The sequence below is a fragment of the Sphingomonas sp. CCH21-G11 genome, from assembly GCF_001555965.1.
Lineage (GTDB): Bacteria > Pseudomonadota > Alphaproteobacteria > Sphingomonadales > Sphingomonadaceae > Sphingomonas.
Genome location: NZ_LSHX01000054.1, coordinates 1 through 13834, shown reverse-complemented (window position 1 = coordinate 13834; position 13834 = coordinate 1). Strand labels below are relative to the sequence as shown.

At 66.5% G+C, this 13834-nt stretch carries 10 protein-coding genes; 3 read left to right on the top strand and 7 right to left on the bottom strand.

The annotated features are described in order from the left end of the window. The first annotated feature begins 3 nt into the window (after positions 1-3). On the top strand, positions 4-1281 hold the full coding sequence (locus tag AX676_RS14675; RefSeq protein WP_066483417.1) for a sugar MFS transporter: 1278 nt from the start codon (positions 4-6) through the stop codon (positions 1279-1281). Here the strand turns inward: AX676_RS14675 and AX676_RS14670 are convergent. From AX676_RS14670 to AX676_RS14655, 4 genes are all read right to left on the bottom strand, one after another. Next, positions 1260-2495, bottom strand: coding sequence for an MFS transporter (locus AX676_RS14670; RefSeq protein WP_066483416.1), 1236 nt, complete (start codon positions 2493-2495; stop codon positions 1260-1262). The genes AX676_RS14675 and AX676_RS14670 overlap by 22 nt on opposite strands. Continuing rightward, complete coding sequence (locus tag AX676_RS14665) at positions 2482-3543, bottom strand: LacI family DNA-binding transcriptional regulator (protein WP_066483414.1); 1062 nt, start codon at positions 3541-3543, stop codon at positions 2482-2484. Before AX676_RS14665 ends, AX676_RS14670 begins: the two co-directional genes overlap by 14 nt. A gap of 6 nt (positions 3544-3549) precedes the next feature. After that, on the bottom strand, positions 3550-4521 hold the full coding sequence (locus AX676_RS14660; protein WP_066483413.1) for a glycoside hydrolase family 16 protein: 972 nt from the start codon (positions 4519-4521) through the stop codon (positions 3550-3552). Positions 4522-4642: 121 nt separating this feature from the next. Beyond that, positions 4643-7849, bottom strand: a complete 3207-nt coding sequence (locus AX676_RS14655) for a TonB-dependent receptor (protein WP_066483411.1) — start codon at positions 7847-7849, stop codon at positions 4643-4645. Between the two features lie 214 nt (positions 7850-8063). On the opposite strand from AX676_RS14655, the gene AX676_RS14650 reads away from it, so the two are divergent. Continuing rightward, the gene (locus tag AX676_RS14650; protein WP_066483702.1) at positions 8064-9569 is read left to right on the top strand and encodes a tryptophan halogenase family protein; all 1506 of its coding nucleotides are present in this window, start codon (positions 8064-8066) and stop codon (positions 9567-9569) included. On the opposite strand, the gene AX676_RS14645 is transcribed toward AX676_RS14650, so the two are convergent. After that, positions 9566-10558, bottom strand: a complete 993-nt coding sequence (locus AX676_RS14645) for a copper resistance protein B (protein ID WP_066483409.1) — start codon at positions 10556-10558, stop codon at positions 9566-9568. The two genes, AX676_RS14650 and AX676_RS14645, sit on opposite strands and share 4 nt — an antisense overlap. Further along, positions 10555-12459 (bottom strand): copper resistance system multicopper oxidase, encoded by a 1905-nt coding sequence (locus AX676_RS14640; RefSeq protein WP_082731060.1) that lies wholly within the window; start codon positions 12457-12459, stop codon positions 10555-10557. Before AX676_RS14640 ends, AX676_RS14645 begins: the two co-directional genes overlap by 4 nt. Before the next feature lie 65 nt (positions 12460-12524). On the opposite strand from AX676_RS14640, the gene AX676_RS14635 reads away from it, so the two are divergent. Continuing rightward, entirely contained in the window at positions 12525-12797 is a 273-nt protein-coding gene (locus AX676_RS14635) for a metal-sensitive transcriptional regulator (protein WP_066483404.1), read from the top strand. A gap of 33 nt (positions 12798-12830) precedes the next feature. Here AX676_RS14635 and AX676_RS14630 read toward each other — a convergent pair. After that, positions 12831-13834: serine hydrolase (locus AX676_RS14630; RefSeq protein WP_066544435.1), on the bottom strand; the 1004-nt coding region annotated here is incomplete at its 5' end.

The following is a 13834-nucleotide window of genomic DNA, read 5'->3' as shown; positions in this document are numbered from 1 at the left end:
ATCATGGCCCTGCAACCCGGCGCATCGAACGCCGCGCGTGACGACGCATCCCATATCGATGCGCCGCAACTTCAGCTGTTCGTCCTGGGGCTGTTTTTCATCTTCGGTGGCATCACCAGCCTGAACGACGTCATCATCCCCAAGCTGAAGGAGCTGTTCACCCTCAACTTCACCCAGGCGATGCTGGTGCAATTCTGTTTCTTCGCCGCCTATGCGGTGATCGGCATTCCCGGTGCCCGGCTGGTCAAACGCATCGGCTATATGCGCGGCGCGGTGGCGGGCCTGTTGACGATGATGGTCGGGTGCATTCTGTTCATCCCGGCCAGCCAGACCGCAACCTATGGCCTGTTCCTGTTCGCGCTGTTCGTGCTGGCCAGCGGCGTGGTGATCGTTCAGGTCGTCGCGAACCCGCTGATCACGCTGCTCGGCAAGCCCGAAACCGCGAGCAGCCGGCTGACCTTTGCCCAGGCGTTCAATTCGGTCGGCACCACCGTTTTTCCGATCGTCGGGTCGATCCTGATCCTCGGCAGTCTGGCGACGGTCAGCGCCGATCAATTGACGGGGGCGCAGCTCGACGCCTATCGGACTGCGGAAAGCCAGGCGATCGTCAACGGCTATCTGGGCATCGCGGTCGCACTCGCCATCGTCGCGGCGGTGGTGTGGCTGTTCCGTAACGCGCTGAAGGGCGAACGGCATGAGGCAAGCAGCGGGCTGGCCGGGCTGGACCTGCTCAAGCGGCCGCGCTTCGGCTTCGGCGCGCTGTGCATCTTCCTCTATGTCGGCGCCGAAGTCTCGATCGGATCGCTGATCGTCAACTATCTGATGCAGCCCCAGGTGCTGGGCCTGGGCGAACAGGCGGCGGGCAAGCTGATCGGCGTCTATTGGGGCGGGGCGATGATCGGCCGCTTCATCGGGTCGGCGGTGCTGCGCGTGGTCAGCCCGGGCAAGGTGCTGGCAACGGTCGGCGTTGCCGCGATCCTGCTGATCGCGCTGTCGACGCAGACGACCGGCACGGTCTCGGCCTACAGCCTGCTGGCGATCGGCCTCGCCAACGCGATCATGTTCCCGACGATCTTTACGCTGGCGTGCGAGAAGCTGGGCGCGCGTGCGGCGGACGGTTCGGGCATCATTAACGTCGCGATCGTCGGCGGGGCGATCGTGCCGCTGTTGACCGGGGTCATCGCCGATGTCTCGGCCAGCCTGGCGGTCGCGCTGGTGCTGCCGGCCCTGTGCTATGCGGTGATCGCTGCCTTCGGCGTCTATGCCCGCCGGCCGGCCTGACCCGGACCCCGGCCCAGCACGACAAGCAACAGCACTGCACCTGCCGTCAACAACGCGAGCACGAGGAACAGCGCCGCAAAGCCATAGAGCGGCACCAGCGCCAGCGTCAGCCATGGCATGACCAGCGACGGCATCGTATTGGTCAGGTTGAACAGGCCCAGGTCGCGGCCGCGATGGCGCGACGACGGCAGGACGCGCAGGGTCTGGCTGGCGTGGAGCGACAGAAAGACCGTGCTGGCCAGCCCGAACAGCGCGTAAGCCGCGATCGCCATTGGCAGGGTGGTCGCGAGCGCCATCATCCCCAGCCCGGCCGCACAGAGTGCCGCCAATCCGGCCAGCGGTGCCAGCGGGCGGCCGGTACGGTCCGACCATCGCCCCAGCGCGAGGGCGACGATCACCGCGGCGCACAGCACGGTCATGAAGATCTGTGCGGTGCGATGCGCGGGAAAGCCGGGCGCAAGGCTGCGCAGCCACAGCAACAGGAACGCGAACAGCGACGCCTCGGCAATCTGGACGAGCAGCCGCGCCAGCCACATGCCGATCACCGCACGCGGCCCGCTCGGTGCGGGATCGCGCGGGTCGGGTGCGGCGGGCGCGGACGTGGCCAAATGCGGCATCGCCCGCGCGCGCGCCGCGACCAGCCCCGGCGTGACCATCGCCAGCACCAGGATCGCGACGATGGTCGTGCCCCAGCGGGCTGGATCAAGCGGATCGGCGGTCACGACCACCCCGGCCAGCGCGCCGAGCGCCGGGGCAAAGGCGAGCAGCCCGCCCAGCAGCCCCTTTTGCGCGTCGGGCACCGCATCGCCCGCCCACGCCGCGAGCGGCGCGAGCATGGCATTCAGGCAAAGCTGCCAGCCGATGATGCGCAGGATCAGTTCGCCCGGACCCGTCGCCAGCGGCATGGTCACCATCAGTGCCGACGATCCGATCATCCCCAACGCGATCAGCGGCCGCCGCACGCGCAGCGCATCGCTGATCCAGCCAAAGCCGATATTGGCGAAGCTGGCGGTCAACGCGCCGGCAAAGGTGCAATGGGCGATCAAAGTGAGCGCGCGCCCGGGGTCGTCGCCGCTGATCGCGGTCGCCTGCAACGGCAGCAACAAGGTGAGAAACGGCACATAGGCCACCGCACCGCCGGCAAAGGCCAGCGCGTAAAGCGACAGAAAGCGCGAATGCTGGGCGGCGGGACCCGCAGGGTCAGCCACGGTCATCGGCCGGCGGCGGGGCGGTGCTTTCGCGCACCACCAGTTCGCTGGCCAGTTCGACCGGCAGTTCCGACTGTTCGTCGCCCGTGGCCCGGATCAGCAACTCCACCGCGCGGGAAAATGCGCCGGCGATAGGCTGATCGATCGCGCAGAGCCGGGGGCGGGTGAAGCGCACGACCGGCGTGTTGTCGAAACTGATCAGCGACAGGTCGCGGGGCACCGCCATGCCGCGCGCCTTGGCCACGTCCAGCACCGCCAGCGCCATCTGGTCGCTGCTGGCGATGATGGCGGTCGGGGGCAGTGGGTGCGCCAGCAGCCGATCCGTCGCGGTCACGCCGCTGGCATGACCGAAATCGCCGCGCTCGCAATAGCCGGCGGTGGCAAGTCCCGCCCCCGCCATTGCCGCGCACCAGCCGTCGATGCGCCATTGCGACAGGCTGTAGTCGGCCGGTCCGGCGATGAAACCGATGCGGCGATGGCCCAGCGCGATCAGATGTTCGGTCGCGAGCCGCGCGGAATTTGCGTCGCCCAGGGTCATCGCGATGCCGGGACCGCGCGCCTGCGAACCGATGCGGGCAAAGGGGATGCGGCGATCAGACAGCAGGCGCGTGATCTGGGCGTTTTCCGAATGCGGCGGGGTCAGGATGACGCCGTCGGGCTGCAGGGCAGCCAGCGCCGCGCCCAGCTCGCGCTCGACATGGTCGCTATGCGTGTCGATCAGCTCGAAGATCATGCGGTAGCCATGTTCGGCGGATTTCAGCATCCCGCCGAGCAGCATCTGGTCGACCCAGTCATTCCCCTGCCGCGCCTGCCATTCGGCGATGGTGCGGTCGCGATCGTTGATCGCCAGGATCAGATAGGATCGCGATCCGCTCATCCGCTGGGCCGCGATCGAGGGGACATAGCCCAGCTTGTTGATCGCCGCCTGCACCCGCGCCTTCATTGCCGGGCGGACATTGGGTTCGTTGTTGATGACGCGGCTGACGGTCTGGAGCGAAACACCCGCGTCGGCGGCGACATGCTTGATGGTTACGGCCTGGCGGCGTCTGGCCATGCGTGTTCAGTCCTTTTCGACGCCTTTCATACAGGCCAGTCCCGTCTCCTCATCCTGCCTGCACTGATAGACCCGGATCCAGTCTATCACGAAAGCGGCGGGCAGCGTGTCCTTGCCGATGCCCTTGTCGTTATTGTCCTCCGCCAATCGCCCCCCGATCGCCAGATTGGCCATCAGGTAGAAGGGCTGGTCGAACGGCGCAACCGGATTTCCCGCCGCGCGCGGCGATGCGGTGCGCCACTGGTCGGCGGTGACGTCCCAATAGAGCCGCCCGTCGAGGAAGAAGCGCATCCGCCCCTTGCCCCATTCCAGCGTCCAGACGTGGAAATCATCGGACGGCAGCGACAGGTCGGGCAGCGCGACGCGACGCTCGATATGCGTGTTGCGCGGCGGCGAATCGCCGAAATGCAGCGCGCTGAGCGTGCGGTTCTCGCCCCGATCGCCCGCGCACACGGTGCAGGTGGCGCCCATGTTGACCGCTTCCAGAATGTCGATCTCGCCCGACAACGGCCAGCCGCCATAGACGTTGTCGGCCGGCATCATCCACACCGCCGGCCAGGTGCCCTGGCCCTTGGGCACCTTGGCGCGGAACTCGATCCGGCCGTATCGCCAGCTCGCCAGGCCCAGGGTACGGATTTTGCCCGAGCTATAGGGTTGGGTGACGGTCGGGTTGGGCGTCGCGGCGATCTCCGGCGGCCGGTCGGGGCCGGTGAAGCGTTCCTTGCGCGCCATCAGGTGCAGCATCCCGTCGGCAACTCGGATGTTGGCATCGCGGTCGGTATAGCATTGCTGCTCGTTGTTGCCGCCGCCCCAGCACGACACTTCCGGCCGCCATTTGGTCAGGTCGAGCGCGGTCCCGTCAAATTCGTCGGACCAGACCATTTTCCAGTCGGGTGCCGGAGCCGCGGTCTTGGTCTGCGCAGCCGCCGGGCCGGCCAGGGCCAGCAGGACGATCGAAAGGTGGGGCAGCCACTTCATGCGTTTCTCCTCTTGCGATCCCGGCGGGCTTTGCCCGGCCGCGCGTCTGTCGAGCCAAAAAAGGGCGGGCCTGGGCCATGCCCGGACCCGCCCCGAAACCCGCCCGACCGGCGCCGCGCGATCAGAAATTGAAGCGCGCGAGGAAGGTAAAGCGCCGGTCGTTGCGGAACGCCGATCGCGTCACGCGGGTGCCGTCGAAATCGATGACCTGGCTGGTCTGGGTGACTTCGTCGAGCAGGTTCACGCCCTGGACGCCGACCTTCAGATTCTTGTTCACCGTGACGAAGATCGAACCGTCAAGCTGACCGGTCGCTTCGCCATAGATGGGCGAGAACGGGAAGATGACGTCGCGCGGCGTCTGGAGGAAGTCGGAGCGCCAGTTATAGGCGACACGCGCCGACAGGAACGATTTTTCATAGAACAAGGTCGCGTTGACCGTGTGTTTCGACACGCCCGCCAGCGGCAGATTGCCGGTGAACGGGCTTTGTTCGGCACCCAGGTTGCTGTTGTTGAAATCACCCGCATCGACATAGGTATAGGTGATCTGCGAACCAAAGCCGCTCAACGGGCCGGGCAGGAAAGTATAGGTCTGCTGATAGGCCAGCTCCACGCCCTTCAACGTGCCGCCGTCGCTGTTGACGGGGCCGTTGACCAGCACGTCGGTCGAAACCCCGCTGCCGCTGGTGAAGTTGCGCACCACCGCGCCGCCATTGACGATCCCGCTGATGTCCTTGACGAACCCGGCGAGCGTGATGGAGCCGACGCGATCGAAATACCATTCGAACGACAGGTCGTAGTTCCACGCCTGGGTCGGTCGAAGCAGGCGGTTGCCCGTGAAAATCTGGAACAACGGCCCGGTGTCGAGCGTGCCGGCGGAGCGCAGGTTCGTGGTATTGTCCGAAATCGCACCCCCGGTGGCGAAGGATGACAGGTCGGGCCGGAAAATCCCCCGCGACACCGCGCCACGCACCAGCATCCCGTTGCCGAAGTCGATCCGCGCGTTGAAACTGGGCAGCCAGTTGTCGAAATCGATGTTCGAACTGTCGTCAATGATTTCGCTGGTGAAGACCGAGGCAAATTGCGCCAGCCGCTGCGGCGACAGGCTGCAATAGCCCGGTGCCACCTGGCCGGGCTGCAAGTTGCCGCACGCTTGCTGAAGCTCGGCGACGCTCACCCGGCCGTCGCCATTGCCGCCCGGCGGTGCATCGAAAAAGTCGCCGGCCGGGAAATTGATCTGCCCGCCGCTGCGCACCGTCGTCTTGACATAGCGCAGACCGACATTGCCGGCGAGCGTCACGTCGCCACCCAGGTCGGCACCGAAATCGGCGCGCGCATAGACGCCGAAAGTGCTTTCATCGACGTCGGAAATCTCGCCCGCCGTCCACGGCCCGCCCGCCACGACATTGGAGCGCGCGGCGAGCGGAATCCACGCATTCGGGGTCAGCGTGAAATCGGTGATCGCGCGCGCCTGGTCTCGGATCGATCCGCTCAGATAATCGGCGACCAGATTGTCGCCGCCAAAGAAGAACGCCGATCCGTCGCCCAGCGGCACGGGGGCGTTGCCGCGCTGGAAATTGCTGCCGAACGGGTCGCGCAGCGTCGACGAACCGGGGAAGTCGCGGACATAGGCACCGCCAGGTCCGAAAACCTGTGGATCCGCGCCGTTCCAGTTGCCGCCGCGCCCGGTCCATGGCGCCCCCAGATTGCCCCAGTTGGAAAAATTGGCGTTGCGGGTCACCCGGTTGCGGTCGCCCCAGCGCGCACCGAACCGCGCCTTCTTGAAGAACCCGTCTTCGCTGACGTCATACTCCGCGTCGAAGCGCATCGTGGTCAGCTCGCCTTCGTTGCGCACCTGATTGTCGATCAGGAACCAGTAGAAGGTGTTGGCGGGATCGTTGAAATAGCCCGCCGGCGAATTGGTCGCGCCGGGCTGGAGGAACTGGACCTGCGGCGTCGTGCCCGAATTGTCGATGAAGACGTCGGTATAGGTCTGCATCGTGCCGATGAAGCCTTCCTCGGTCCGGTCCGAATTGATCTTCTGCAATTCGATGTTGAAGCGCAGCCGGTCGGTCGGCTCCAGCTTGAGCGTCAGCGAATAGTCCTCGGTCATCGCCTCGTCTTCGCGCTGGAAGCGAAGCAGCTCGGTCGGGATGCCGCGCCCGCCGTTGAACGGCTGCGCCTGGGTCAGCGTGCCGGTGACAAACTGGTTGCCCTGGAACACCGGTGTCGTGCCGGGCGCGGGCACCGGAAACAGTGCGTCGTCATTGACCAGCGCCAGAATCGCGAATTCGTCGAGCGTCGCTTCGGTCTCCGCGCGCAGATATTCCAGCGTCAGCGTGGCGCGGCCGTCGCTGCTCTGCCACTGGCCGACCGCCGAATAGGCATTGCGGTCGCGGGTCAAATCGGTGGTGCGCACCCCGGCGCCCTTGGGCACGAACACCGCGCCGGCGGGCGGGAAGGCGGAGGGGTCCAGCGGATCGCCCGAAAACCCCCCCGATCCCACCGCGCGGACGCGGATGCAGCCGGCATCGAGCGTGCGCGCACGATAACAGGGGTCGGTGATCTGTGACGCATCGGTGCGCGTCACCAGTTCCGACTGGGCATAAGCGAGCTGAAGCCCGAAGGTGCCGATCCCGGTTTCAAAGGTGTTCGACGCCAGGATCGAAAAGCCGGGCGACCATTCCTTGGCCAGATCGCCATAATTGCCCTCGACCGTGCCGGCGATGCTGAAGCCGCGCTTGTCCAGCGGCTTGCGCGTGACCAGGTTGACGGTGCCGGAAATGCCGCCGTCGATCATGTCGGCGGTGCCGTTCTTGAATACTTCGACCCGGCCGAGCAGTTCGGGCGACACGTCGTTGAACGACAATTCGCGGCCGCCATTGGCGGAGAAGATGTCGCGGCCGTTCAGCTCGGAGCGGACGAAGGGCAGGCCGCGGATGATGACGCCCGACCCCTCGACTGAAAAGCGGTCGGGGTCGTTGCGCTGTTCGAAGCGCGAGATGTTGATGCCGGGCACGCGCTGCAGCGCCTCCGCCACCGATCGGTCAGGCAGCGCGCCGATGTCTTCGGCCGTGATGACGTCGACGACGGTGTCGGCGTTGCGCTTGATCGTCTGGGCGCTGGCGAGCGAGCGGCGGAAGCCGGTGACGACAATCTCGTCTTCGGCGGGCGTTGCGGTCCCGTCGTCGGCAGGCGCGGGCTGGGCAGTGCCGTCCTGCGGTTCGGCGGCGGTCTGCGCCAATGCCGGTGGTGCGGTGAACGCGGCGAGCGCGAGGCCAGATGCCGTGGACATTGCCGCCAGGCGCGATGCGCGCGCGATGCCGCTCATGGGTTTGCGTGCCAAACCAACCTCCCCTCAAAACCTGTTTCGTGCCGGCTATGACTGCTGGCCTCGCCACGGATGATATCGGCAATTGAGAGCGTTCACAAGCGCGAAATATGAACGTTCACATGTTGGCGATTTGCGCTATGTTTCGCCCTGCCGCATCAACCGGGGCAGCAAGACCAGCCGGGACGCGCGCACGCAGGAGAGGATCGGGGACATGGCCATCGAGCATATCGTCATCGTCGGCGGGGGCACCGCAGGCTGGATGGCAGCGGCGGCGCTATCGCGGCTGCGTGCGGGCCGTCCCGTCTCGATCACGCTCATCGAATCCGAACAGATCGGCACCGTCGGCGTCGGTGAGGCGACCATCCCGCCCTTTGTCGATTTCAACCGCCTGCTCGAAATCGACGAGCGCGAGATGATGTCGTGCGTGCAGGGGAGCTTCAAGCTGGGCATCCAGTTCGTCAACTGGGGCCGGATCGGCGACAGCTACATCCATCCGTTCGGCAATTACGGCTATGAGATCGACGGTATTTCGTTCCACCATGTCTGGCACCGATATCACGTCGCCGGAGACAACCGCCCGATCCAGCTGTTCAACATGGAAACCATGGCGGCGCATTTCGGCCGTTTTGCCCGCACCGCCGATTATCAGCGCGACGATCTGCCGCCGGTCAATTACGCCTATCATATCGACGCGGGGCGCTATGCCCGCTTCCTGCGCACCTATGCCGAGCAGCGCGGCGTGGTGCGGCGCGAGGGCAAGGTGGGCGATGTCGCGATCGACGGCGAAACCGGCTTCGTCACGTCGGTAACGCTCGATGACGCGACGCTCATCGCCGGCGACCTGTTCATCGACTGCTCGGGCTTCCGCGGCCTGCTGATCGAGCAGGCGCTGCACACCGGCTATGAGGACTGGTCGCACTATCTGCCGTGCGACCGCGCCGTCGCGCTTCCCTGCCTGCGTGAGGATGGCAGCCCGCCGCTGCCCTATACCCGCGCCACTGCGCACAGTGCCGGCTGGCAGTGGCAGGTGCCGCTCCAGCACCGCAACGGCAATGGCCACGTCTATTGCAGCAGCTTCATGGCCGACGATACCGCGCTCGACATCCTGGTCGGGAACATCGCGGGCAAGCCGGCCGCCGATCCCAACTGGCTGCGCTTCGTCACCGGGCGGCGCAAGAAGTTCTGGAACAAGAATGTCGTCGCGCTCGGCCTGGCGGCGGGGTTCATGGAGCCACTCGAGTCCACGTCGATCCACCTCATCAACACCGGCATCAACAAGCTGATCGCGCTCCTCTCGCTAGACGGGGTAACGCCGGTGCAGGAGGCAGCCTTCAACCGGCTGACGGGCAAGGAATATGCGCGCATCCGCGACTTCCTGATCCTGCATTATAAATCCACGGCGCGTGACGACAGCGACTTCTGGAATCATTGCCGGACCATGGCGGTGCCCGACAGCCTCACCGAAAAGATCGAGCTGTTCCGCCACAATGGCCAGATCTTCCGCGAGGATGACGAACTGTTCACCGAGACGAGCTGGGCGGCGGTGATGATGGGTCAGGGCATTGCGATGCAGGGCCACAACGCGATGGCCGACAGCCTGCCCGAACCGACGACGCGCCAGGAATATGACGCGATCGAACAATCCATCCAGTATGTCGTCCAGCACATGCCGAGCCATGCCGACTATCTCAGCCGATACTGCCCGGCGGCGGCCTAGAACCAGAGGCGGATGCCGGCGACGAACTGGGTAACGCTGGGGTCGGTGCCGGCCGCGCGCGCGAAGTCCGCGCCGCGACCGGTGCGCCAGCTTTGCTCGACGCCGATATAGGGGGCGAACTCGCGCACGAATTCATAGCGTAACCGCACGCCGAAATCGAACTGGTCGAGCCCGGCCCCAACGCCCAGCATCGGGATATCCTGGGCGGCGAGATTGGCTTCGATACGGGGTTGAACGATCAGGCGCTGAGTGATGCGCTGGTCGAGCTCAGCCTCGATCCGCGCGGTCAGGTCGCCGCGATGCGACAGGAACAGGGCAGCGTCGATCTCGAACAGATAGGGCGCGAGCCCCTGGATGCTGACGACCGCATGGGTCGTGTCCGGCCCGGCGATGTCGTGGCGAATGCCGGCCTGCACGTCGAAGAACGGCGCGATCGCGCGCGCATAGAGCGCCTGCACCTCGGCATCGTCGGGGGCGGCGCCGAACGCCCCTTCGCCTTCGCTCTTGAACCACAGCCGCTCGGTCGGTCCGCCATAATAGCCCTGTATGTCCCACAGATAGCCGTCGCGGCCATCGCGCATCTGGACTTCCGCCCGATCGACCTGGAACCAGAACAGCGGATAATCGCCGTGCACCTGCTGCAACGCGCGCCGCGACGCCCGCATCGCCTCGGCGCCCCAGATCGCATCGGCGGCGCGCGGCGGGCCGCTGCCGGCCCCGGGCGGGGGTGGCGTCTCGATGCCGGGGGCCTCAGCCGGTGGGCTTGGCAGGCTTGGCGGGGCCGGCATTGCATGTCCCGCGTGCGGATCGGCCATCTGGTGCCCGGCGTGCGGGTCGGCCTGAACCGGCGGAAGCGTCGGTTCGGGTGTCGGCGCAGGTGAGGCTTGATGCGCGCTGTGGCTGCCATGCCCGCCATGATCCTGGGCCTCGGCAGGCGTGGCCGCCACCGCGACGGCGAGCGCCAGCCATCGGCCATGGGCGAGCGTCACGCCGGTTGCTCCGGCCCCATCACGGTCACCGTCTGCATCATGCCGCCATGCATGTGATAGAGCAGGTGGCAGTGAAACGCCCAGTCGCCGGGTTCGTCGGCGGTGAGGTCGAACGTCGCGCTGGCGCCCGGCTGGACGATCATCGTGTTCTTGCGCGGCTGGCTTTCGGCAGGCTGGCCGTTGACCAGTTCAAAGAACATCCCGTGCAGATGGATGGGGTGCGCCATCATCGTGTTGTTGACCAGCTTGACGCGTACCCGCTCGTTCCAGGCAAAGCGGATCGGCACGTCGCTGACCGACGAATACATCCGGCCGTCGAACGACCACATATAGCGTTCCATGTTGCCGGTCAGGTGAAGCTCGATCAGTCGCGTCGGCGCGCGAACCTCGGGGCGCGGATCGCGAGCGGCGAGCATCCGGTAATTGAGCACGCGGTGCGGCACGTCGCGCAGGCCGAGCCCGGGGTCGCCCATTTTGTCGACCGGCGCCATCGCCACCATGTCGATTCCCGGCCCCACCGCCACATCGGGCGGCAGCAGTGACGTGTCGCGCATCTTCATGCCGGCCATGTCCATCGCGGGATCGGACCTTGGCTTCGCATCATCGGCGGTCATGCCATGGCCCATCGCACCATGGTCCATCGCACCATGGTCCATCGCACCATGGTCCATCGTGCCGTGGCTCATCGTGCCGTGGCTCATCGTGCCATGGTCCATCGTGCCATGACCCATGTTCCCATGATCCATGCCGCCTTCACCGGGGGCGCCGTGATTCGCCGCGCCATGGTTCATGCCCATGTCGCCCATCGTCAGCACCGGCGGATCGCGCAGCGGCGGCACGTCGGCGCGCAGTCCCGGCGCGCTGGCCAGCGTGGCGACCGCCATGCCCGATCGCTCCATCGATTCCGCCACGATGGTATAGGCGGGCGCCGAACCCGGCTCGACGATCACGTCATAGGTTTCGGCGGTGCCGATCTGGAACTCGTCGACCTCGACCGGCCGCACCGGCTGGCCGTCGGTGGCGACGACCTGCATCGCCAGGCCCGGGATGCGCACGTTGAAGAAGCTCTGCGCCGACCCGTTGATGACGCGCAGGCGGATCCGCTCGCCGGCGCGGAACAGATATTCCATCCCCTCGCCCGGCCCCCGGCCATTGGCGAGGAAGGTGTAGGTCGGTGCGCCGATGTCCGCAATGTCGGTCGGCATCATGCGCATCCGGCCCCACATCCGTCTTTCTTCCGCCGACATCGGATAATCGTCGGTCAACGTGTTCTGGCGATAGTTGAAATAGCCGCCGCCGGTGCGCAGCCGGTTCATGATGAAATGCGGGTCGAGCGTGGTGAACTCGCTGAGCAGCAGGATGTAGTCGCGATCGACCCCCAGGGGATCGCCGCCGCGCGGCGCGATGATCATCGGCCCGTAATGGCCGGACTGTTCCTGCAGGCCGGAATGGCTGTGGTACCAGTAGGTCCCGGCCTGGCGGACGGGAAAATCATAGGTGAAGGTCTCGCCCGGGCGGATGCCGGGAAAGCTGATGCCGGGCACGCCGTCATACTGGAACGGCACCAGCAGGCCGTGCCAATGCACCGAACTGTCGACGTCCAGCCTGTTCGTGACGTTCAGGCGGACGCGCTGGCCCTCGACCAGGCGGATGAGCGGGCCGGGCACGCTGCCGTTCACCGCGACGCCGGGACCGCGCCGCCCCTCGACCACGCGATGGCCGCTGCCGATCGTCAGGTCGATCACCTCGCCTGACACCTCGTCGAAGCCGGCCGGGATCGGGCCGCCGCGGCGCGGCGCGCGGTGCATCGAATGCCCCTGCGCCCAGGCCGGCATCGTCAGCAACGATGCGCCGGCACCCATGCCGGCCAGCACCGATCGCCGTGAACGTGAATGCACCATGGTGTTGCCTGTCCTTCGCCGCGCCGATACTATACCCCCCTTGGGTATTCAAGCGGGTCGGCGAGATGGGTAGGCACAAGGCGGAAATCCGCAATCGGCTGAAGCGAATCGAGGGTCAGGTGCGCGGCGTCATCCAGATGGTGGAGGACGATCGCTATTGCATCGACATCCTCCACCAGGTCCAGGCGATCAAGGCGGCGCTCGGCAAGGCCGAGAGCGAGATCCTGAAGGACCACGCCGCCTGCTGCGTCGGCGAGGCGATCGCCGCGGGCGACGCCAATGAACAGCGTGCCAAGTTCAACGAGCTGATCGAGCTGTTCGAAAAAGTGAAGCGCTGAACGAACCGACGGCCAGGCGGCCGGCAACGGCAATCAGCGGTGATTGGCGACGACGCTCGCGACGACGGTCTGCATCAGCTGCTGGCGCTCGGGAATCGGCCGGCGCGTGTCGCCGATCAGGACCGCGATCGCATAGCTCTTGCCGTCGGGTGCGGTCAGGATGCCGACATCGTTGAAGCCCGCGGTGCGGCCAAAGAAATCCTGGCCGGTCCCGGTCTTGTGACCCAGCACCCAGCCGGCAGGTACCGCACCCTTCAGCCGCGCGCGGCCGGTGCGCGATTCCTGCATGGTGGAGATGAGCAACGTCGTCGATCCCGCCGACAACAGCTCGCCGCGCTTCAGCCGGGCAAGCGCGTTGGCGATCGCCGCCGCCCCCGCCCCGTCGATCGGTTCGGCGACATAGCTGTCGAACGCCGCCTGACGCACTTCGCGCGGCAGCTTGGCACGGGCCGCCTCGAACGCGCGGCCCATCGCATAATCCTGCTTCCATTCCAGCCCGGCGGTGCGCGACTGGAGCAGCCGTTCGCCGGGGCCGAAGCGGATATTGCCGAGATTGCGGTCGGCGATGAAGCCGCGCACCGCCTGCGGCCCGCCGACCAGCTGGAGCAGCCGGTCATTGGCGGTATTGTCGCTCATCGTCATGGCGCGGCGGAACAGTTCGCCCACCGTCGTCCGATAGCTGCCGTCCTTCATCAAGCCGGCGATCGGCTGATGGAACAGCGTCAGGTCGTTGCGGGTGATCGTCACCGAATCCTCGAGCCGCACGCGACCTTTGTCGCGCGCATCGAGCATCGTCATCGCCACCCACAGCTTGCTGACGCTTTGCTGCGGCATGCGCTGGTCGCCGTTCTTGGCGACCATCCAGCCTTCATCGATGCTCTTCACCGCGATGCCGACCTTGCCCCCGAATTCGGTTGCGATCGCGTCGATGCCCGTCACCAATGCCGCGGGGGCCACGGGAGGCGGCGGCGCGGGGCGCACCGCGGCAGGCACCGGCATCACCGCCCGCGGGGCCGGGGCCGCGCTGAGCGTCGGGG

Bases quoted from the DNA above. Each gene is read 5' to 3' on its own strand.
- AX676_RS14675 (WP_066483417.1), top strand. From the start codon at position 4: ATGGCCCTGCAACCCGGCGCATCGAACGCCGCGCGTGACGACGCATCC.
- AX676_RS14670 (WP_066483416.1), bottom strand. From the start codon at position 2,495: ATGACCGTGGCTGACCCTGCGGGTCCCGCCGCCCAGCATTCGCGCTTT.
- AX676_RS14665 (WP_066483414.1), bottom strand. From the start codon at position 3,543: ATGGCCAGACGCCGCCAGGCCGTAACCATCAAGCATGTCGCCGCCGAC.
- AX676_RS14660 (WP_066483413.1), bottom strand. From the start codon at position 4,521: ATGAAGTGGCTGCCCCACCTTTCGATCGTCCTGCTGGCCCTGGCCGGC.
- AX676_RS14655 (WP_066483411.1), bottom strand. From the start codon at position 7,849: ATGAGCGGCATCGCGCGCGCATCGCGCCTGGCGGCAATGTCCACGGCA.
- AX676_RS14650 (WP_066483702.1), top strand. From the start codon at position 8,064: ATGGCCATCGAGCATATCGTCATCGTCGGCGGGGGCACCGCAGGCTGG.
- AX676_RS14640 (WP_082731060.1), bottom strand. From the start codon at position 12,459: ATGGTGCATTCACGTTCACGGCGATCGGTGCTGGCCGGCATGGGTGCC.
- AX676_RS14635 (WP_066483404.1), top strand. From the start codon at position 12,525: ATGGGTAGGCACAAGGCGGAAATCCGCAATCGGCTGAAGCGAATCGAG.